General features: G+C 63.6%; 15 protein-coding genes. 7 read left to right on the top strand and 8 right to left on the bottom strand.

Annotated features, from left to right (window positions below; translation table 11 throughout):
* Positions 1-9: 9 nt before the first annotated feature.
* The 4 genes from BMY90_RS09950 to BMY90_RS09965 all read right to left on the bottom strand — a co-directional run bounded on the left by BMY90_RS09950 (position 10) and on the right by BMY90_RS09965 (position 2,020).
* Entirely contained in the window at positions 10-363 is a 354-nt protein-coding gene (locus tag BMY90_RS09950; protein ID WP_092703669.1) for a hypothetical protein, read from the bottom strand.
* On the bottom strand, positions 356-853 hold the full coding sequence (locus tag BMY90_RS09955; RefSeq protein ID WP_008208148.1) for an RNA polymerase sigma factor: 498 nt from the start codon (positions 851-853) through the stop codon (positions 356-358). The genes BMY90_RS09950 and BMY90_RS09955 overlap by 8 nt, the downstream gene beginning before the upstream one ends.
* 9 nt (positions 854-862) lie before the next feature.
* Complete coding sequence (locus tag BMY90_RS09960; protein ID WP_008208151.1) at positions 863-1,618, bottom strand: hypothetical protein; 756 nt, start codon at positions 1,616-1,618, stop codon at positions 863-865.
* 81 nt (positions 1,619-1,699) lie between these two features.
* Positions 1,700-2,020, bottom strand: coding sequence for a hypothetical protein (locus tag BMY90_RS09965; protein ID WP_008208153.1), 321 nt, complete (start codon positions 2,018-2,020; stop codon positions 1,700-1,702).
* A 114-nt stretch (positions 2,021-2,134) separates the two neighbouring features.
* Between BMY90_RS09965 and BMY90_RS09970 the strand changes: the two genes are divergently transcribed.
* Entirely contained in the window at positions 2,135-3,460 is a 1,326-nt protein-coding gene (locus BMY90_RS09970; RefSeq protein ID WP_008208154.1) for an APC family permease, read from the top strand.
* 496 nt (positions 3,461-3,956) lie between these two features.
* Here the strand turns inward: BMY90_RS09970 and BMY90_RS17420 are convergent, their stop codons facing one another.
* Complete coding sequence (locus BMY90_RS17420; RefSeq protein WP_245735006.1) at positions 3,957-4,349, bottom strand: hypothetical protein; 393 nt, start codon at positions 4,347-4,349, stop codon at positions 3,957-3,959.
* Between the two features lie 6 nt (positions 4,350-4,355).
* Between BMY90_RS17420 and BMY90_RS09975 the strand changes: the two genes are divergently transcribed.
* Positions 4,356-6,236, top strand: a complete 1,881-nt coding sequence (locus tag BMY90_RS09975; RefSeq protein WP_245735007.1) for a beta-galactosidase — start codon at positions 4,356-4,358, stop codon at positions 6,234-6,236.
* On the opposite strand, the gene BMY90_RS09980 is transcribed toward BMY90_RS09975, so the two are convergent.
* Complete coding sequence (locus tag BMY90_RS09980) at positions 6,229-7,386, bottom strand: YbfB/YjiJ family MFS transporter (protein WP_092703673.1); 1,158 nt, start codon at positions 7,384-7,386, stop codon at positions 6,229-6,231. The two genes, BMY90_RS09975 and BMY90_RS09980, sit on opposite strands and share 8 nt — an antisense overlap.
* A 96-nt stretch (positions 7,387-7,482) precedes the next feature.
* Here BMY90_RS09980 and BMY90_RS09985 point away from each other — a divergent pair, with 96 nt between their 5' ends.
* Positions 7,483-8,391 (top strand): LysR substrate-binding domain-containing protein, encoded by a 909-nt coding sequence (locus BMY90_RS09985; RefSeq protein ID WP_092703675.1) that lies wholly within the window; start codon positions 7,483-7,485, stop codon positions 8,389-8,391.
* 173 nt (positions 8,392-8,564) lie between these two features.
* Here BMY90_RS09985 and BMY90_RS09990 read toward each other — a convergent pair whose 3' ends face one another.
* A complete protein-coding gene (locus tag BMY90_RS09990; protein WP_092703676.1) occupies positions 8,565-9,914 on the bottom strand; it encodes a DNA polymerase Y family protein in 1,350 nt (449 codons plus the stop codon).
* 151 nt (positions 9,915-10,065) lie between these two features.
* Positions 10,066-12,924, bottom strand: a complete 2,859-nt coding sequence (locus tag BMY90_RS09995) for a beta-galactosidase (RefSeq protein ID WP_092703678.1) — start codon at positions 12,922-12,924, stop codon at positions 10,066-10,068.
* Positions 12,925-13,135: 211 nt separating this feature from the next.
* Here BMY90_RS09995 and BMY90_RS10000 point away from each other — a divergent pair, with 211 nt between their 5' ends.
* The 4 genes from BMY90_RS10000 to BMY90_RS10015 all read left to right on the top strand — a co-directional run bounded on the left by BMY90_RS10000 (position 13,136) and on the right by BMY90_RS10015 (position 20,506).
* Positions 13,136-14,287 (top strand): aldose epimerase family protein, encoded by a 1,152-nt coding sequence (locus tag BMY90_RS10000; RefSeq protein WP_092703680.1) that lies wholly within the window; start codon positions 13,136-13,138, stop codon positions 14,285-14,287.
* A 91-nt stretch (positions 14,288-14,378) separates the two neighbouring features.
* Entirely contained in the window at positions 14,379-15,542 is a 1,164-nt protein-coding gene (locus BMY90_RS10005; RefSeq protein WP_037098181.1) for a glycoside hydrolase 5 family protein, read from the top strand.
* Between the two features lie 349 nt (positions 15,543-15,891).
* On the top strand, positions 15,892-18,702 hold the full coding sequence (locus BMY90_RS10010) for a TonB-dependent receptor (protein ID WP_092703682.1): 2,811 nt from the start codon (positions 15,892-15,894) through the stop codon (positions 18,700-18,702).
* Between the two features lie 331 nt (positions 18,703-19,033).
* A complete protein-coding gene (locus BMY90_RS10015; RefSeq protein ID WP_175481551.1) occupies positions 19,034-20,506 on the top strand; it encodes an exo-alpha-sialidase in 1,473 nt (490 codons plus the stop codon).
* Positions 20,507-20,514: the final 8 nt, after the last annotated feature.

Below are 20,514 nucleotides of genomic sequence, written 5' to 3' on the forward strand. Positions count from 1 at the left end.
GGCGTGCGTTCAATGCTTCGCGGCAGGCGGCGGGTTTGTCTGCACCAGGTAGATCCGCACATTGGCCTGCCCGCTGGGTAGCGCAAGCACGGCGCCGTTGATGACCCGGATGCCATTGGCCTGCGGTGCCATGGCTTCGCGCAACGCACGCGTCAGCGCGGCCGTGCGTTGCTGGCGTTGCACGACACCGGGCAGCCAGAGGCTGACCAGCAGAATCATGGCGCAGGCGCCAGCGGTGGCGGGCAGCCAATGCAGCACACGCGGACGGGTTCGCGTGCGTCGCCCCCGCAGGCTGTGCTGCAGTCGTGCCAAGCCGCCGGGCGGCGGTTCGAGATCGGGCAGCAGGTGTTCGAGTTCACGCATCGATGGCTTCTCCCAGCAAGGCTTTCAACCGTTCCATGGCGTGGTGCTTGCGCGAGGCGACGGTGCCGGCGGGAATGCCCAGCACCTTGGCGATTTCCGCCCCGCGCAGGCCGCTGAATTCGGCCAGCAGCAGCACGTCGCGCGAGGTCGATGGCAGTTCGCGCATGGCCAGGCGCAGGCGGCGTGTGGCGAGAAAGTCTTCCGTGTCGGTGGCGTCATGCGCCATGGCGTCGACTTCGTCCAGCGGGGCCTGCCGCCACAGGCGCCGCCAGCGCAGCCGGTTCCGTGACAGGTTTAGCGCGGTGGTCCAGATCAACGCGTCGAGCGTATCCTCGTCCACCTTTGCACGTCGCTCCCACACCCGCATGAACGCATCGTGGATCACGTCCTGGCAATCCTGCGCCTGCCATAGCTGGCGGTAGAGCACGTTGTACAGCGGCCGTTCCAGTCGCCGATAGCTGGCCTGCAGCGCATCCTCGCGCAGCGTCATGCAGAAGGCTCAGGCTTTCGCGGGCAAGCGGTCCACCTGCACGACCAGCAGGCGCATGGCGGGTTTGTTGGCGCAAGTAGCTGCGCTTGTATTCGTGGGTGGCTGCGGGCAGGCGCCGGGGGCTTGTGCCAGCACAATGTATTGACCGAACGTGGCATCGATGTGGGTGTCGAGTTTGCCCAGGCCGTGCCCGCCGTTGTCCTCGTAGCTGAGTCGCAATCGGGCCGTGTTGCCGGCGATCGTTTCGATGTGGAAGTAGAAGCTGCGGGTGTACGGGCCGTCGGCAGTGACCAGCGAGCCATTCTCGCTGCTGGTGCCTACGAGGGCAGCGGCTTGGTCAAGGTGAAAATGCAGTGGCCCCACGGTCTGCCGCAGCGACGAGAGGCTGCCGACGAGATCCTTCAACGCGGGATCGTCACTGCCAGCGCCGGATTGGCCATCGACAACCCAGAAATGCACACCTACCTGCACGGGTGCTGCCTGTTTTTCTGCAGCGTTGTCCAGCGACTCCATCGCCTTGCCGATGGAGGTCTGCGCATCACGGGGGGCATACACCAGCAACTTGCCCGGCCCGGCAGTGGAAACACTGGCCTTGTCGCGTAATGCAGAGCTCAGCGCTTTATTCACTTCGTCAGTCTTGGCTGGCGGCACGTTGTAGACCTTCAACTGCATTGCCGCAGAGGTGTTGCCAGTCGCGGGCGCATGGCAGGCCACCAGTACCAGAAGCAGCGCTGATCCGGCAATGAGTTGGAATATCTGTTTCATGCGATTCCCTCGCGGCAAGCCAGATGGCTGCCTTCCTGACTATATACACGCCAGCACGGATTTCTTTCACCACGCGTGATCTCAGCCGGCGTCTTCCCACTTCACATCGATCGCATCGCCATCCATCACCCCCCAGTAGCGCGTGCCCAGCCGCACCCAGGCAGTGCGGATGCGGTGGGTGGATTCGTCGTACAGCGAGACGTGGTAGACGACCTGGTATCTGGAGGTGGTGAACATCATCGACAGCGGCAGGAACATGCCGCGCCTGGCGTGCAGGATGCGGAACCGGTTGGCCTGAGCCCAGTCGTAAAGCAGCGCCTTGGCATTTACGTAGTGGCGGTAGCTGAGGTAGCCGGCGGCTACGAACAGCAATCCCATCAGGACCACCGTGGCGTGGTTCATCAGCGTGGTTTCCTTAGTTGGCCCCTGCGGCCGGAACGACCGAGTACGCAGCATAGCGCCCGTCGGTACTCGGGGGACTGGCCGAAACCGCCCGCGCCATGCCAAGGTTGCGGGATGACGACCGAAACCAGTTCCACTTCGTACCTGCGCCGCCTCGGGGTGTGGGACGGCGCGATGATCGTGATCGGCGGCGTGATCGGCGCCGGCATCTTCCGCACGCCGGCCACGGTGGCCGAACGCACGTCCTCGGGCCTGCCGCTGCTGGCGTTGTGGGTGCTGGGCGGTCTGCTTACCTTGACCGGGGTGCTGTGTTACGCGGAGCTGGGTTCTCGGCGGCCGCAGGCGGGCGGCATCTATCTGTATCTGCGCGAGGCCTTCGGCACGCTGCCGGCGTTCCTGTTCGGGTGGACGATGGCGCTGATCAATTACCCTGGCAGCGTGGCGGCAGTGGCCACCACCTTCGCCGACTACTTCTGCAAGGCGGTCGACCTGCCGTTGCTGTGGGTGAAGCCGGTGGCGGTGGGGGCGATCATCTTCATCGTCGGCGTGAACCTGTTCGGCATCCGTGCCGGCGCGCTGATGCAGAACGTCTTCGCGGTGCTGAAGCTGACCGCGATCGCGTTGCTGGTGGTAGTGGGACTGGTGCTGGCGCATGGCCATCTGGGTGGCGTGCTGGCCACGGATGCCATTCATCCGGCGACCCGCGGCGCCTTCGTGGGTGCCTTGCTGCCGGTGCTGTTCACCTACGGCGGTTTCCATTACCTGAATGACATGGCCGGCGAAGTGCGCGATCCGCAACGCACCTTGCCGCGTGCGTTGACGCTGGGCATGGTCGGCGTGGTGGTGGCTTACGTGCTGGCCAACATCGCTTACCTGGTCGGATTGGGCCACGCCGGGCTGGCCGCGAGCCAGGCACCGGCGGCGGACCTGATGCACCGGCTGTTCGGCACGCCCGGCGCGAAGGTGATGGCCATCGGCATTGCCTGCTCCACCTTCGGTTATTGCAGCATCGCCATCGCCGGTGGCGCGCGCGTGCTGCAGACCATGGGCGCGGATGGCATGCTGTTTCGCGCGGTGGGTTACATCGAACCGCGCACGCGTGCGCCGCAGGTGGCATTGGCGCTGCTGGGCGCGTGGACGGTGGTGCTTACGTTATGGGGCAACTTCGGCCAGTTGGTGGACTACACCACGGTGGGCGAATGGCTCGGCCATGTGTTCGGCATCGGCACGCTGTTCTGGTATCGCTGGAAATTCGTTGACGAACCGGCGCCGTATCGCGTGCCGCTGTTCCCGCTGCTGCCGCTGGTGTTCGTGGTGACCGTGCTGGGCGTGATTACTGCCACCGTGATCGAGACACCGGGGGATGCGGGGATGAGTCTGGTGATCATCGCGTTGGGGGTGCCGGTGTATTGGGTTTGGCGGCGCTGGCAGCGTCGCTGAACTTGCGTCGATGGCCAGCCTGTAACGGCGTGTCATGCGGTGGCCCTGTCTACCCGGGCCCTGCTGTCGGACAGGTTTATGAGAGCGTGGCCGCCTTGGTAGATGAACCTCGGTTACGTGCCGCCACCTGTGGTGACGGAGGTTCCGTCCGCCTGCCGGCGGCCGGGTTCATTTTCTCGCTTGTCCGAGAAAACGGAACCAAAAGAGGGACACCCTGCGTTCGCGCCCACCGGCTCTGCGAGCCGGCGGGTCCGCGCACGGCTACGGGGGTTCGCCGACAGGGCTTCGGGCAACTGCGTCCTGTGTTGCCTCAACTCCGGCATCCATGCCGTCGCCTGCCCTGGCGTCGAACTGACCGGCATCCATGCCGGTCACCCTGCGGGCCTTGTCCTCCACCGTGCGCCGCTTCTCGAAGGGTTCGAAGTGCCGCACGTCGTGGCGGTGGAACGATCGCGAGCAACTCGTCCAATGGGGGCATCGCTTTCATGCGCCGAGATTACGTGCCGCCGGAGTGAGCGCTACGGGCCATCCGGTTGCCCGTTGCCTGACTTGTGGCAATGCCGCAGCCAGACACGTTCCAGCCAATGGCGCGATACTCGGCCAATCCGGTGATGGCGAGGCGGCAATGAAAATGATGACGCGAATGGCGGCAACTTGTGCGGCAATGCTTTTTGCCAGTCAGTTGTCGGCGACGGAAGTTGCCAGGCTTGCGGCGCCGGATGCCTCGGCGCGCATCGTGCTGCAGCAAGTGCAGCGCACGGGGCACACGGAAACGGCTGCCGATGGTGTTATCCAGCAGCGTTACGAGTTTCAGCCTGCCGCGCAGCCGCAGATTGTCATCCAGCCGGCTCAGGGTGCGTGGAACTGGAGCGGGCAGGGTGAGCTGCATTTGCGCGTGCAGGATGCGATGGCCTGGGCGGTGACGCTGGATGTGGATATCGACAGCGGCGCCGGCAAGCATCTGCACGCCACGCTGGGCGTGTTGCCGGGGCCGGCGCAGACGCTGGTGTTGCCGCTGCGCGCCATGTCGTCGCGCGCTTTCGGCATGCAGGTAGGTCCGCCGATGCCGTTCAACGATCATGGTCGGCCGGTGTTGCTGGCGACCACGGTGCAGGGCGATATCGACCTGCAGGCAGTGCATGCGATCCGCCTCGGCATGCCGGCGCCAAAGGCCGCGCAGACCTTGCTGCTGGGGAACATCGAGGTGGAAGTGGGGGATGCCACGTCGCGCAATGCCTACACCGGCATCGTCGATCGCTACGGACAATATACGCGCGAGAACTGGCCGGAAAAGGTCGACAGCGATGCCGCCTTGCGTGCAGCCCATGCACGCGAGCGGGCGACGCTGAAGACGGAGCTGGCCGAAGCGAAAGGACTCGATGCGTACGGCGGCCGCATGGACGTCCCTTTGCGCAAGACCGGCTGGTTCCACACGCAGAAGCAGGATGGCCGCTGGTGGCTGGTGACGCCGGACGGCCACGGCTTCTTCTCGCTGGGCGTGAATGCGATAGCCGCCAGCCAGGACCCCACCTATGTGCAGGGCCGCGAGTTCATGTTCCGTGACCTGCCGCCGGACAGCGGTGCATGGGCGGCGTTCTGGGGCACGGGTGACGATCGCCGTCCCGATGCGGGTGCCGGTGCCGGCATCGGTTACGACCACGGTCGCTGGTTCGATTTCTATCAGGCCAACCTGTATCGCGTCGATGGCAAGGGCTGGCTGGCCGCGTGGCGCTCACGCACGCTGGATCGCCTCAAGGCCTGGGGCTTCAACACCATCGGCAACTGGAGCGATCCCGCGCTGGGCCAGGCACATCGCCTGCCGTACACGCGCTCGATCGATATCCGCGGCGACTTCGCCAATGTCTCATCCGGCTACGACTACTGGGGGCGCATGCCCGATCCGTTCGATCCCCGTTTCGTGCAAGCGGTGAAGGTGGCCGTGGCGAAGGCGAGTGCAGACGTGCGCAATGATCCGTGGTTGCTCGGCTACTTTGCCGACAACGAACTGGCCTGGGCCGGTATCGGGCCGCAGGGGCGCTGGGGGCTGGCCACCGGCACGCTGCGCGGTGACGCACGCAGTCCGGCCAAGCAGGCCTTCATCGCAGTGCTGAAGAAGAAATACGGCACACCGCAAAAGCTGGCCGCCGCCTGGGGCATGGCATTGGCCTCGTGGAACGCGCTAGAGACCACCGGCTTCGCCGCGCCGGCGCCGAACGAGGCGCACCCGGCCATCACCGCTGATTACGAGGCGTGGCTGCGTAACTATGCCGACACTTATTTCCGCACTGTCGCCGCGGCGATCCATCGGGACGACCCGCACCATCTGTTCCTCGGTGGTCGTTTCGCGGTGCGCACGCCCGAGGCCGTGGCGTCCTGTGCGCAGTATTGCGACGTGGTCAGTTTCAACACCTACACCGACATGCCGCAACATGGTTTCGATGCCGCCACCATGCACAAACTCGACAAGCCAGTGCTGATCTCCGAGTTCCACTTCGGCTCGAATGACCGCGGTCCGTTCGGCAAAGGCGTGGCCTCGGTATGGAACGAGTCCGAGCGCGGCCCGGCCTATGCGCGCTTCGTGCAGGCCGCGGCGAGTGATCCGGATATCGTGGGCACGCACTGGTTCGATTACACCGACCAACCCGTCACCGGTCGCCTGCTCGATGGCGAAAACTCACACATCGGCCTGGTCGGCATCACCGATATTCCGTTTGCGGGTTTCGTGAAGGCGGTGCGCGAAGTGAACGAGCAATTACGGTCGGAGCAGGCTAAGTAAGTGGGGCCGGCACACGGGATCGATGGCGCCGCGCAAACGCCAGCGCCAGCAGCAACGCCGCGAGGGTGGCGAGGCCGGCCAATTCCAGCGGTGCGGCAAAGCCGTGCCGGTGCGATGCCAGGGTGGCGGCCACCAACGGGCCGATGATCTGGCCGATGCCGAAGGCTGCCGTCAGTGCACCGATCAGCCGGGTGGGGTCGCGTGGTGCCAGTACGGCGGCTTCGCGCATGGTGAACATCACCACCGGCGTGAGCGCGGCACCTTCCAGCACCGCACCCAGTGCCAGCCCGGTGGGCGTTGGCCAGTACAGGCAGGCCAGCGTGCCCAGCAGCATCGAGAAACAGCAACCGGCCAGTCCCACGTAATTGCTGCGCACGGTGGGCAGCACGCCCAGCAACAGGGTCGCCAGTACCGTGGCCACGCCGTACAGCGGCCAGAACCACTCGCGCAACGCAGGCAGGTGCAGTTGCGCGTCGGCAATCAGCGGCAGGAACGTCGCCGGAATCACATAGGCAAAGCCGAACAGGCCGTAGATGGCCACCAGCGGCCAGGTCGGGCCGCTTTCATGCCGCACATGGGATGCCGCCGGCGTTTGGCCGGGAGCGGCCAGCGTGCGCCAGGTCAATACGGTTACCACGGCACACAATGCGCCGGAGAGCAGCCACCAGCGTGCGGAATCCAGTCCGCCACCGTGCAGGGCGGCGACCAGGGTGCCGCTGACCACGATGCCGATGCCGGGGCCGCTGTACAGCAGTGATTCCAGCCCGATGCGGCCATGCGTGCGCAGGTGCGCCGTGCACCAGGCAATGCCATGCACCATCAGCATGGCGGCCGCCACGCCGGCCACGAAACGACACAGCAGCCACAACGCCAGTGACGGCGCCAAGCCCATGCCCAGCGTGCCCAGGGTCACCAGCAACATGCCAAGGCGCAGGGTGGTGCGTTGCGGCAGCGCCAGCGCCGCGCACAGCAAGGCGCCCAGCAGGTAGCCGATGTTATTGACCGAGGCCAGCCAGCCACCACCGATCAGGCTCAGTCCCGCATCGGCCTGCATCAACGGCAACAAGGGCGTGAGCATGAAGCGGCCGATGCCCAGCGCAATGGCCAATACGGTCATGCCGACGACGGCGAGACGGACGGGGGATCGCATGATGCGCTTCCGGCGATGGGGATGCGGCCATGCTAAGTCAGGCGTACCATCGTATATAGCGAATAATTACGAACATCATCATCGGAAAAATCGATCATGGACTTGCGTGCACTTGAAACCTTCCAGGCCGTCGTGGCGACGGGTGGCATCGGTCGTGCGGCGGCGAAACTGCACCGCGCCCAGTCCAGCGTCACCAGTCGCATCCACCAACTGGAGCTGTCGCTGGGCGTGCAACTGTTTCATCGAGAAGGCCAGCGCCTGCATCTCACTGCCTCGGGCGAAGCGCTGGTCGATTACGCCGGGCGCATGCTGGAATTGGCCGAGCAGACGCGCGCCGCCGTGCGTGACAACGAGGCGGTGGGCCAACTGCGACTGGGCGCGATGGAGAGCGTGGCCGCCAGCCGGTTGCCGTATCCATTGGCGGAGTTTCATCGGCAGCACCCGCAGATCGTGGTGAATCTGCAAACCGCTTCCTCGCGTGGGCTGGTGGCGGATGTGCAGGCTGGCACGCTGGATGCGGCCATCGTCGGGGAGTCGGTGGATACGACGCGCTTCCGCAGTGTTCCACTGTACGTGGAAGAGCTGGTGCTGGTGGCTGCTCGCGGCAGCGCGCTGTTGCGCGAGCCGAAGCAGTTGGCCGAGGGTACCGTGCTGGTCTACCACAGCGAAGGGTGTGCCTACCGGCGACGACTTGGGCAATGGCTGGAGGCGCAACATATCGTTCCCGCACGCATGCTGGAATTCGCGTCCTACCACGGCATCTTCGCCGCGGCCGCGGCCGGCGTGGGTGCGAGCCTGGTGCCACGGTCGGTGTTGGAGGTGTTTCCGCAGCGCGATGCGTTGTCGGTGCGCGACATACCGCCGCGAGTGGCGCGACTGCAGACGGCGCTGGTCACGCTGCGCACGCGGCATCTGCCGGTGCTGGCGAAACTGGAAGCGTGCCTGCGTGAGGACGCTGCGGCCGTGCGCGGTGGGACTCGGCGAGGCAAGCGCACGCGGGGATGACCATGGCGGCTCTCCCCGTGGCTCGCTTCGCGCCTACGCTTGGAGCCTGTAAAAAACATCCTTTCGCCGAAAGCCCACGGCAGGAGCCCGCTCGCGGGCGATGCTGATGGCCGGGATTCGGGAGAGCATTGCCCGCCAGCGAGCCCCTGCACGATTACTGCGGAAGCCGGATTTCAATAGCCACGTTTATCCCGCTCGCGCTTGCGATGCTCACCCTCGGTCATCGCCTTGAAGCGGTTCATGGTCTGCAGCCACAGCGCGTTGTGGTCGGCTTCGTTTTCGCTGGCTTCGGGGATGCGGCTGAACGGGATGCGCATCGGCGCGGCGTCGTGGGCGAGGGCGTCCTGCATGCCGCCGAAGTAGACCTTGTTGAGGCCGAACTTGGTGTTGATGCGATCGATCACCGTGTCGACGTCACGTGCTGGCGTGGCCTGGGCGAACAGCGAGCCGCTGGTCTGCGTGCGTTCGCCGAGACGATGCAGGGTGACGCTGACCGATAGCGGTACGGCGCGCGCCGGACCGGGCAGCAGATGCCCCGGTCGGCGCCCGGCATCGAGCATGCCGCGCAGCAGGTGCAACAGCTCGCGGCTGTCGTCGGTGGGGCCGAAGTTGAGATTGCCTTCCCAGCGTTGGTCGACCCCGATGTAGCGGATGCGCACGGCCATGGCGCCGGCCAGCAAGCCATCGCGGCGCAGCCGCATCGCCGCCTTCACCAGCAGTTTCTTCAGCACCGCGCGGGCGCCTGCCGGCGTGCGCAACTCCGGGCCGAGTACATGGGAATGACCAAGCGAGCTGCGCGTGGTTTCGGTGGTCGGCAGCCATGCACCGCGCAACAGACCCCACATGCGTTCGCCCTCGATGCCGCCCCAGGCCCGGCGCAACACCAGTTTCGATGCGGCAGTGAGTTGCGCCACGCTGCGGATGCCTTCCGCGTGCAGGCGCGCCTCCATCGAGGCGCCGATGCCACACAGGTCGCGCAGTTCCAGCGGATGCAGTGCCTGTGGCAAGTCGGCCTGTTCGATCACCACCAGGCCGTCGGGCTTCATCATGTCGGTGGCGGTCTTGGCGAGGAAGTCGTTCGGCGCGATGCCGACGGAACAGCGGATGGCGCCACCTGGCGCAGCCTTGGCGATCTCGTCTTTCACCTGCTGCGCGATCTGTTCGGCGACGACGCGCTGGCGCTGGCGGCCGACCAGCTCGCAAGCCATCTCGTCGATCGAGCCCACATGTGCAATGGGAATCGCGCGATCGATCGCCGCTTTCAGGGTGCCGTGCCAGGCCACGTAGCGTTCGGGTCGTGCCACCACGATGGTGATGCCGGGGCAGCGTGCACGTGCCTCACGCACCATCGTGCCGGTGCTCACGCCGAAGGCCTTCGCCTCGTAGCTGGCGGCGATCAGGCTGGTGGTTTCCGCATCCACCGGCACCACGCCCACCGGCCGCCCACGCAGCGCCGGCACCTCGTGCTGCTCGACCGAGGCGAAGTAACTGTTGAAGTCGACGAAAAGGCTGCGCAGGCTCATGACATGGGTTCCGGGACAGACCGGAACTTATAGTCTGCGCCTGTCGCGCGAGTGGAGACAGTGCCGACAGCGATCGGCCCGGATTCCGGCCACTTTCGTGGCAAGCATCCGGGCCGCACCCAGCGCTCTTCAGCCGGGATGCCGCTTCCGCTTATCGAATCGCAGTGACATCAACCGGCGATGTGTACGAGCCGTAATCGATGAGCGAGACGGTGCCGAGGCCACCCGGTGAACTGTCAGTCTTCCATACGGCAATGGTGATGTCGTTCTTCCCGTGCGGATCGATGATGCCGTCGGGAATCGGGAAGCGATGCTGCGGGCCGAGATCGGCGATGTAGTTGCCCATCTGCCAGCCGTTGACGAAGATCATCGCGCGATAGTGCCGACCCGGCGGATCGGTGATCTCCAGTCCCAGCGACGTGTCCTGGCCCTTGGGCAGGGCTAGCGAAACGTTGCTGCGATACCACGTCACACCGGGCTGTGCGGTGTTGGCCGGCAAGACTGCGGGGTGCCAGTCGGCAGGCTTGCCGGGCTTGATCGGCCACTCGTGGCGCTCGCCATACAGACCGCCGAAATTGTATGGACCGCGTTGCGGGTTTTCGTCGGTGATCGCCCCTTGCAGGCGCCAGGTGACCGCCTTGGCATCGGCGCCGATCGGCTCGGCCGAGACGATGCCTCGCGCCGTACGGTTCTCGCCGGTGGAGTCGTAGTCTTCCTCGTGCCCCATGTCGACGGTCAGTACCGAGACGACGTTGTCGCCCGGCACAAGCATGGCGGCGGGGAAGCTGAAGGCGCCGATTTCGCTGCGCGTCACGCTGCCAAGGAAATGGCCGTTGAGCCATGCCGAGAAGGCGCCGCCCTTGCCGCCGCTGACCACCTTGAGCTTGAGGCCGGAGGGGGCGGCGTGGTGGGCGTCGACGGTGAAGTGGCCGCGATACCAGGTGTTGCCGGTATGGAAGCCATAGTCATCGGCAAACAGCACCGGTAGCGTGCCCGGCTTGGTGACGCTGCTGGTGGTGGTGAGGTTGGCGACGCGCCATTGGGCATCGTTGAAGTTGCGGGCAATCTCCGGGGCGCCGGCGCGACGCGTCCAGTGATCGAGCTTTGGCAGCGTGATCGGTTGCGGCACCGGCAGGGTCACGGCCAGGCTCCCCGAAGCGGTGTGCGTGGCGGCGAGCGGCCGGCCATTCCAGGTGAGTCTGGATGCGTCGCCGGCGAACACTTCCGCACGGGCATCGCTGTCGCCATCACCGGTCAAGGCCAGGGTGCCATCGTCGTACTTCGCGCTGCGCAACAGGTGCGAACCGATCATCAATACCGAACCCTTGGGGGTGTCTTGTCGCCAGACGCGCTGCGTGGCCTGGTCATCGCCGATCAGCAGCAACAGCGGCCGCTGGCCACCGTCGATCAGCACGCGCGCCAGACCGTCATGCCGGTAGTCTAGCCGCAGCCCGTGCTTGCCCCAGTGCTGACTCACCGTACCGGACAACACCGTGACCTTCGGTTGGGCGGCAAAGCCGAGCAGTGTCTCGCCATCGCTGCCATGGCGGCCGTAAAGCACGGCGATGTCGCGATTGCCGACCGTCGCGTCGGTCATCAGTTCGGATGTCGAATAAACCAGCCGTGTCGCACCGAGCATGTAGTCGGCCAGCAGCAACTTGCTCTCGCGACCATCGATGGTGATCGCGGTGCCGGCTTGTTGCGGCACGGTGAACGAGCCTTCCTTCAACGACAGTGTCAGATGCGCCGCTTCGACCGTCGATGCGGTGGTGTCGCCGTGGCGAACAAGATGGAATTGCGTGCCGGTGTCCGGATTGATCCGCGCCCGATCGACGACACGCGGATTGTCGACCCGGCCCGCCGCCAACGCGTTGGTCTTGGTGATGGGCGTGACGGCGTGAAGGAAATAGCCGATCCGCTTGTCCTCGTAGTACTTGGGATCGAACTGGCGTCCCTCGGTGATCGCCGCACCGTAATCGTAGGAAGTGTAGTTCTGCGGGATCGCCTGCCAGCCCCACGAGGTGCCGCCGAACAGCATGTAGAAGTTCTGCGCCGTCGCCCCCGCCGCGATGTTTTCCTTGTAGAACACGTTGGCGAAGCGGTCGTTGATCAGCTGCGCGCACTTGGCGTAGCCGGGGCCGCCCCAGGGGTCGAACGCACCGCCCTGGAACTCGGCGGTGAACAGCGGCTCGCCGGCGAAGCGATGCGCGGCCATGTCCGGCGCCGGTTTCCATTGCGACGGATGCGAGCAGTCGAAGCCCTGCGGGTAATAGTCCCAGCCGCTGACATCGACCGCGCCTTTGCCGCTGACGAAGGTCGCGTTGTGGTTGCCGACCAGTGGCACGGTGATGCCGTCGGCGCGTGCCTTGTTCTCCAGGTGCTGCATGTATTCGCGACCCGCGGGCGAGCCGTTGTAGTACTCGTTTTCCACTTGATAGGCGATCACGGTGCCACGGCCGTCGGTGAGCTGATGCCGGGCCAGGATGCGGTCGATCTGCGTCATCCACTGGTCGGCAAGCTTGAGATAGGCAGGGTCCGGACTGCGATTCTTGACCGGCTTGTCGGTCAGCCACAACGGGAATCCGCCGCTGTCGACTTCGGCGTTGATGTAGGGGCCGGGACGCGCGATCACGTAGATGCCGGCATCGCGCGCGTCATCCAGCAGCTTGTCGAGATTGCGCACGCCGCTGAAGTCGTACTGGCCTTCGCGCGGCGAGTGATATCCCCAGGAAAAGTAGATCGATGCGGTGTTGAATCCCGCCGCCTTCATCTTCTGGAAGATGTCCGGCCACAATTCAGGGCTCGGCAGGCGATAGGGATGGACTTCGCCCGACCAGAGATAGGTGCGCTTGCCGTCGATCAGGAAACTGTATTTGTCGAAGCTGACGCGGTGGGCCGTCGGCGTGGGTGCGGGAGCCGTGGCTTCGCCGCTCGTGCGGGCTGATCCGGCGGCTGCGAGTGCGAGGCTGCTTGCGACCAACCCTGCCTTGATCCATTGACGATGCTTCATGACGGCCCTCCTCGTGATGTGATCAACGCAACTGGCGGAGCCCTTTGCCTTTCAGGTTGGTGTCGCCTCAGTGAAGCGGGCTTCCTGAAAGCCATCATGCCTGCGCGGTCAGAAATGCGTGAGCTGGATTTTGACACTTGTCAATTGTCATATTATATGTTCTCGTTCATGCGTGCTTCACGCGTTGGCTCCCATTCGGCAGGGCATCATCATGAACAAGCGTCTATTCGGAAACACCCTTTTCCTGTCGCTGCTGGCGACGTCTTCGCTGGCCATGGCAACGGATGCCAGGAAGGCCGTTTTCGGCACCATGCCCGATGGCCAGAAAGTCGAGGTGGTGACGCTGGACGATGGGCATGGCTTCACCGCACGTGTGATCAGCCTGGGCGCCGCCCTGCAGTCGCTGATGCTGCCGGATCGCCACGGCAAGTCTGCCGATGTGGTGCTGGCCTATCCCGACCTGCACGACTACCTGGCCGATCCGCAGTACTTCGGTGCCTCGGTGGGGCGCTTCGCCAATCGCATCGGCAAGGGTCGCTTCACGCTGGATGGCAAGACCTACCAGCTCACGCTCAACGATGGCCCCAATTCGCTGCACGGCGGTACGAAGGGTTTCGACAAGGTGGTGTGGCAGGTGGTGAAGGTGGTGAAGTCACCCGAGCCCAGCGTGACGCTGCGGTATGTCAGTCCCGACGGCGACCAGGGCTATCCGGGCACGCTCACCGCCACTGCCACTTATACGCTCAAGGCCGGCCACGAACTGGATATCGATTACACCGCGACCACCGACAAGCCGACCATCGTCAACATCAGCAACCACACCTACTGGAACCTGGGCGGCGAAGGCTCGGGCAGCATCTACCACGACATCCTCACGATTCCAGGCAACAGCATCACGCCAGTCGATGCCACGCTGATTCCTACCGGCGAATTCCGTTCCGTGGCGGGCACCCCTTACGACTTCCGACATGGCAAGCCGATCGGTCGCGACATCCGCGACGGCAAGGAAGAGCAATTGCTGCGCGGGCATGGTTACGACATGAACTGGGTCATCAGCCGCACGAAGGCCGCCGCGCCGCGCCTGATGGCGAAGGTGGAAGATCCGCACAGCGGCCGCGTGCTGACGCTGCTTTCGGCGCAGCCGGGCCTGCAGTTCTACTCGGGCAACTTTCTCGACGGCACCAGTGTGGGCAAATCCGGACGCATCTATCGCCAGGGCGATGCCTTCGTGCTGGAACCGCAGATGTTCCCGGATACGCCCAACCACCCGGATTTCGGTTCGGCACGACTGGCACCGGGGCAGACCTATCACAACCACATCATTTATCGGTTCTCGGTGAACAAGGAAGCCGGGAAGCACTGAATGAAAGCATGCCGCCCCGGTTGCCCTCGTGGCCCGGGGCATGTATCGAGGCCACCGCGTCGGCGGTGATGCCGCCGTCACCGGAGGTTTCATGAAACACATATGGTCCTGTCTACTGGTCGCCCTGGTGGCGATCATCACAGGTGTCCCGGCGCATGCGGATTCATCCGCTTCCGCGCGTTGGACGAAGGCGCAGGCAAATGCCTGGTACGCAAAGCAGCCTTGGCCGGTGGGCAGCAACTATGTCCCCTCCGATGCCATCAACGAATTGGAGATGTGGCAGGCTGCCACGTTCGACCCGAAGCGTATCGACCAGGAACTGGGCTGGGCGCAGTCGCTGGGCATGAACACCATGCGCGTATTCCTGCATGACCTGCTGTGGAAGCAGGATCCGGCCGGTTTCAAGAAGCGCATCAACGCTTTCCTGGTGATCGCGGCGAAACACCATATCAAGCCGATCTTCGTGCTGTTCGATTCCTGCTGGGATCCGGATCCGAAACTGGGTCCGCAGCATCCGCCGATTCCCGGCGTGCACAACTCCGGCTGGGTACAATCACCAGGTATCGCGATGGATGATCCAAGCCAGTACCCGCGCTTCGAGCATTACGTGAAGGACATCGTGGGCAGCTTCGCCAAGGATGATCGCATTCTCGCTTGGGACGTGTGGAACGAGCCGGACAATCCGGGCGGTGGCAATTACGCCGATCACGAGCCGAAGGACAAATTCCAGCGTGTGGCCGAGCTGCTGCCGCAGGTATTCACCTGGGCACGCAGCGAGCATCCGACGCAGCCACTCACCAGCGGCCTGTGGCATGACGATGACTGGAGCCCCTCGGCACACCTCAACGCTGTCGAACGGACGCAGGTCGAGCAATCCGACATCATCAGCTTCCACAACTACGGCTGGCCAGAGGATTTCCTGCGGCGGGTGGACCAGCTCAAGCCGTATGGCCGACCGATGATCTGCACCGAGTACATGGCGCGCGGCGCCGGCTCCACCATCGATGGCGTGCTGCCGATCGGCAAGCGGCTGAATGTCGGCATGGTCAACTGGGGCTTCGTCAACGGCAAGACACAGACCGACCTGCCATGGGATTCCTGGCAGCGGCCCTATACCGAACAGCCGCCGACGATCTGGTTCCACGACCTGCTGCATGCGGATGGCACGCCGTACCGCGAGCGCGAGGCGCAGATCATTCGCGTGCTGAGCCATTCGCCCAAGGGTGTGGTGCCGGCATCCGCTTTGAGCCCCTGAAGGTCTTCTGACAGGCGGTGATTCAAAGCCGCCACTGCACCGGTCATTGACCACGAAAACGCCCGGCATGCCGGGCGTTTTCACGTGTGCGTGATACGCAAATTCGAGGCGCTGCGCTGCAGCATGACAAGCGAGTGCAACTGATGCATTGTTGGTCATATAGTACGACAAATGCAAAATTGTCAGACTATTTGAAATTCCGTCGAATCGGGCTTTTCGGTGCGACGGGCGTGCTTTTGAGGAGCGTGCCAACGGGCTGTCGAGCCGGTATGGGCGAAAGGCACCGAAGAGCGAAGGCAATGCTCTACCCGATCATCACGACATACAGAAAAGTTCTGGGGAGAATTTCATGAAGCACCCGATGTTGGTTACTTGCACGGTAACGCTGCTGGCCAGCGCAATCAGTGCCTGCCTGTTCCCGGCGCACGCGACGGGAACTGCTCCGGCAGGCGATGCCGCTGCAGTGCAGACGACGGATACAGTGGCCGATGGCAATGGCGGAAAAGTCACGTCGGCAGACAAGAAGCGCCAGCAGGATCAGGCCAAGAAGAATGCGATTGATCTGTCGACCGTCACCGTGACGCCGTTGCGCAACAGCCTGGAAGGCGCAGAGACGATCAAGCAGAACTCGCGGATGATCGTCGACTCGATCGTGGCTGAAGACATCGGCAAATTCCCGGACAACAGCGTGGCCGATGCCATGCAGCGCATCACCGGCGTGCAGGTCGCGCAGGGCTTCCAGGGCGAGACCAGTTCCGTCGTGATTCGCGGATTGCCCAACGTGGCCACGACGCTGAATGGGCGGGAAATATTCAGCGGCGTGGGCCGTGGCTTCGCGTTCCAGAACCTTCCGGCCACTGCGGTAAAAGCCGTCAAGGTTTACAAGACCAGCGACGCAAGCCTGATCGATGGCGGCATTGCGGGCCTGGTCGACATGGAACTGTTTCGCCCCTTCGATTTCAAGGGCAGCAAGGTGGCGGCGACGGTTACCGGCACGCACAGCAAATACGGCGGCCATACCGACCCCAACGCGAGTTTTCTGGTGAGTGACCGCTGGGATACCGATATCGGCGAGTTCGGCGCGTTGGCCAACGTGGGCTATATCCGGCAGCACTACGATTACAACGCGGTATGGGGCGACTTTCCCAAGTTGCTGACAGATGGTTCCGGTACCCCCATTCGCACGTCGAGTGGCAACCTGATCGCGGCGCCGAACGGTTTCGGCGCGGATTACAACATCGGTGATCGCAAGCGCGAGGAATTCAACTACGCGCTGCAGTGGAAACCCAACGATGCCACGGAAATCTATGCAGAAGGCCTGTACGACTGGGACCACGACAACTACAACCAGCCGTTCTACTTCAGTTTCCCGGTCGGGTCGGTGACTCCGTCGCAGTACACGGTAGGCAACAACTGTTACGCGAACCAGCTGACTGGCTCGCCATATGAAGGGCAGACGATCTGTGATGCGACCAGCGGCACCTGGACGGGCAATACCTACGCAGCGACCAGCACGCAGGCACACCAGGAGCGAGGCCACGATATCCAGAACGCGATCGGGGTTAAATGGCACGGCGACCGCCTGAACCTGTCCTCCGACCTGTCGTACAACTCGACTTCGTTCAACGAGCAGACTTTCATTGTCGATACCTTCCTGAAGGCGCCGATCACGACTGCATGGAGCGGCACGTCCGGCAACCAGCAGAACTGGCTGCTGGCGGGGAATCCCGAACTCGATCCTGCCAATTACTACCTCAACGGGCTGTTCCAGGACTGGAACAACCAGAAGGCGACGCAGTGGGCATGGCGTGGCGATGGCAATTTCGATATCAACGGCGATTTCTTCCAGTACCTGGATTTCGGCCTGCGTTACGCCGATCACAAAGCCAGTTACAGCGGCAGCTATGACATCTCCACGCCGCCACCGGGTGGCACCGGCGCCATCTCGATGAACCCGAATCCGGCGAACCAGGTCATTGCACGTTTCCCCAGCGGCTACTTCTGCAGCCAACCCACGACCTCGGCCATTCCCGTGTCATGGCTCAGTGGCTGCTTCAATTACCTGACCAATAATGCCGATGCCATCCGCGCGTTGTACGGCTTGCCCTCCGGGCTGGCAGCCGAGAATCCCGGCCGCTATTACCAGATCGAGGAAAAGTCCACGGCGGCTTACGCCCAGCTTGGTTATGGCAATACCCTTTTCGGCATTCCCTTTGATGGCTTGCTGGGCATGCGCGTGGAGCGCATGAAGCGCAACCTCAGTGCGTATTCCTACGATGCGTCGACCAATGTCTACTCGCCGCTGTCGGATTCCACCAGTTCGCCGGTATACCTGCCCAACCTGAGCTTCAATCTGCACTTCACCAATGACCTGCAGTTGCGCCTGGTGGGGGCCAAGACAATAACGTACCCGGGCTTCGGCGCACTGAATCCATCGATCTCGTTGAATCCGGGAACCATCAACCGGGCCGGTGCCGCCAGTAGCGGCAATCCGAATCTGAGGCCTATTCGTTCCAACAATTACGATGCGTCACTGGAGTGGTATTTCAATTCCGCCAGCTATATCAGTGGTGGCGTGTTCTATCGTGACATCAACGGCTACATCCAGAACTACACCACGGATGTGACGATAGGTGGCCAGCCTTACCAGCTCAACTCGCCGCAAAGTGCGGGTTCCGGTCACCTGGCCGGCGCCGAATTCGCCTACCAGCAGTTCTTCGATTTCCTGCCAGGGGCACTCAGTGGGCTTGGTGCGCAGTTCAACTACACCTTCATCAAGGGCTCGACGCGCTCGCCGCAATACCTGGGTGGCCCGGTCGTGGCATCCCCGCTGCAGAACGTGTCGAAGAACAACTACAACGCAGTGCTGATGTACGAAAAGTACGGCTGGTCGGCGCGTCTTGCCTACAACTTCCGCAGCCGCTTCATCGACGGCTTCAACCAGCCGACTGTTGCTGGCGTCTATGACGAGATCAAGCCCGCCAACCAGGTGGACTTTTCGCTCGGTTACGACATCAACAAGAACTTCACCGTGGTGTTGAACGCCAGCAATATCCTAGGCGCCGATTTGCACCAGTACTGGGGTTCCGGTAACTCGCGGCCGCGCGATATCCGTTATCAGGATCGCACGGTGGGCCTGGGTGTGCGCTTCAAGTTGTGAGTGTGGTGGCGGTGGCGATTCCTCCCTGCGCCACCGCCGCTTTTTTCAAGGCAAGCCGGCTTGATGCCCGTCCGCAGGGCTGACGGGTGTTCCGCGGATTTGGTGCAACCGGCGGTGCTTGCTCGATCGCGGATGGTTGCGGGTCATGGTTGTTTTCGTGCCGCCGTTGTGCCGTCCCTGCACTATCTTTCCGCGCTGAATCAGGAGCCTCTGCATGCTTTCGCGCATTACCTTGTCTTCCTTTGTCATGGCATGTTCAGCGCTGGCATATATGTGCCCGAGCGCAGCGCGGACGCCAGATCAAGCCGGTGGCACTTACCTGGCGCAAGGCGTGGGTTATCCCGCGCTGGTTCGACTTGCCCACCAGACTGATCCGTCGGCCAATGGCCGGGTGCTGCTGGTGTTCGAACGTGATGGCATGGACGGGATACCGTTGTACGTGCGATCTCCCGGTAGCCAGGACTGGCATTTCTCGGAGAACGTGACCGATCAGGCGCATCACGGAGATGCCAGCTGGCAATTGCGCTGGCAGCCCAATATCACCGAGCTGTCACGTGCCAGTGGATCACTGCCGGCCGGAACGGTTTTGCTGGCCGCCAATGCCACCGGCAATGATGCGAAGGGCAGGGTGGTGGCTGAAGACCTGCAGCTCTACACCTCCAGTGACGGCGGTCACAGCTGGCATTACCGCAGCTCGATCATCAAGGGTGGTGGCAAGCCGTCGGAGAAGGACAACCACGGTGTGTGGGAGCCGAACATGCGCGTGCTTGACGATGGCCGCATGGTTGCCTATTACTCCAGTGAGCAGCACAAGGCCGAAGGCTTCAATCAGTTGCTGGCGCACAAGGTCTCGCGCGATGGCGGACTCACGTGGGGCGCGGAACATGTCGACGTGGCGATTCCCGGTGGTGTCGAGCGCCCCGGCATGGCCGTGGTCGACCGCCTGCCCGACGGCCGTTACGTCATGAGTTACGAGGACATCGACGGACCGCAGAACGGCCATGTGTACCTGAAGTTCAGCCGGGATGGACTGGATTGGGGCGATGCTGCCATGCGGGGCACACCGGTGCAGACGGAAGCTGGCGCTTGGCCGGCCGCGTCACCTATCGTGAAATGGCTGCCCGTGGGTGGGCACGACGGCGTGATCGTGGTACTGGCGGAGCGTGCCGGTGGCGGCGGCGATCCCGGCGGTCGCTCGATGTACTGGAACAACGATCTTGGTCGCGGCCCGTGGTGGGAAGCGCCGGCACCGGTGCAGAAGCAGACCGGCAACATCCATGCCGGCTGGACCCAGGCATTGCTGTTGCAGAAGAACGGAACGCTGTTGCACATCACTTCGTCGTCCACGGACAAAGCGCCGGCTGATTTGCGTGGTAATGTCATCCTTTATGCCGCCGCCACGGAACGCTTCGACCGTTATGAGGCGGAAGATGCTGCACGCCATTGGGCCGTGCAGATCGGCGATTCCACCGCATCCAATCAACAGAAGGCACGCGTAGCCGCATGGCCGCAGGGGCGTCTCGATTTTTCCGTGCATGTCGCTACGTCAGGGTCAAAGTCGCTGCGTGTGCGTTGGCAGGATCTCGGCTTCACCACGAAGCCGCTGGTGCGTATCGATGGGCACGCCATCGCCGGCGGCGACGACAGGAATGATCGCGACGGTTGGCACGTGACCACGTTCCATACGACGCTGCAGTCCGGCGACCACACCATCACGTTGGGCGGCGAAGGACACGCGCTGGATATCGACTATTTGCAGATTGACCGTTCGGGTGCAGTTGCCGAGAGTGGGCCCAACGCCTGACTTTCGCC

It is taken from the genome of Rhodanobacter glycinis (genome assembly GCF_900114325.1).
Lineage (GTDB): Bacteria > Pseudomonadota > Gammaproteobacteria > Xanthomonadales > Rhodanobacteraceae > Rhodanobacter_A > Rhodanobacter_A glycinis.

Coding starts and splice junctions, on each gene's coding strand:
- BMY90_RS09960 (WP_008208151.1), bottom strand. CDS start 1,618: ATGAAACAGATATTCCAACTCATTGCCGGATCAGCGCTGCTTCTGGTA.
- BMY90_RS09970 (WP_008208154.1), top strand. CDS start 2,135: ATGACGACCGAAACCAGTTCCACTTCGTACCTGCGCCGCCTCGGGGTG.
- BMY90_RS09950 (WP_092703669.1), bottom strand. CDS start 363: ATGCGTGAACTCGAACACCTGCTGCCCGATCTCGAACCGCCGCCCGGC.
- BMY90_RS17420 (WP_245735006.1), bottom strand. CDS start 4,349: ATGCAGCTCACCCTGCCCGCTCCAGTTCCACGCACCCTGAGCCGGCTG.
- BMY90_RS09990 (WP_092703676.1), bottom strand. CDS start 9,914: ATGAGCCTGCGCAGCCTTTTCGTCGACTTCAACAGTTACTTCGCCTCG.
- BMY90_RS10000 (WP_092703680.1), top strand. CDS start 13,136: ATGAACAAGCGTCTATTCGGAAACACCCTTTTCCTGTCGCTGCTGGCG.
- BMY90_RS09985 (WP_092703675.1), top strand. CDS start 7,483: ATGGACTTGCGTGCACTTGAAACCTTCCAGGCCGTCGTGGCGACGGGT.
- BMY90_RS09995 (WP_092703678.1), bottom strand. CDS start 12,924: ATGAAGCATCGTCAATGGATCAAGGCAGGGTTGGTCGCAAGCAGCCTC.
- BMY90_RS09965 (WP_008208153.1), bottom strand. CDS start 2,020: ATGAACCACGCCACGGTGGTCCTGATGGGATTGCTGTTCGTAGCCGCC.
- BMY90_RS09980 (WP_092703673.1), bottom strand. CDS start 7,386: ATGCGATCCCCCGTCCGTCTCGCCGTCGTCGGCATGACCGTATTGGCC.
- BMY90_RS10005 (WP_037098181.1), top strand. CDS start 14,379: ATGAAACACATATGGTCCTGTCTACTGGTCGCCCTGGTGGCGATCATC.
- BMY90_RS10010 (WP_092703682.1), top strand. CDS start 15,892: ATGAAGCACCCGATGTTGGTTACTTGCACGGTAACGCTGCTGGCCAGC.
- BMY90_RS09955 (WP_008208148.1), bottom strand. CDS start 853: ATGACGCTGCGCGAGGATGCGCTGCAGGCCAGCTATCGGCGACTGGAA.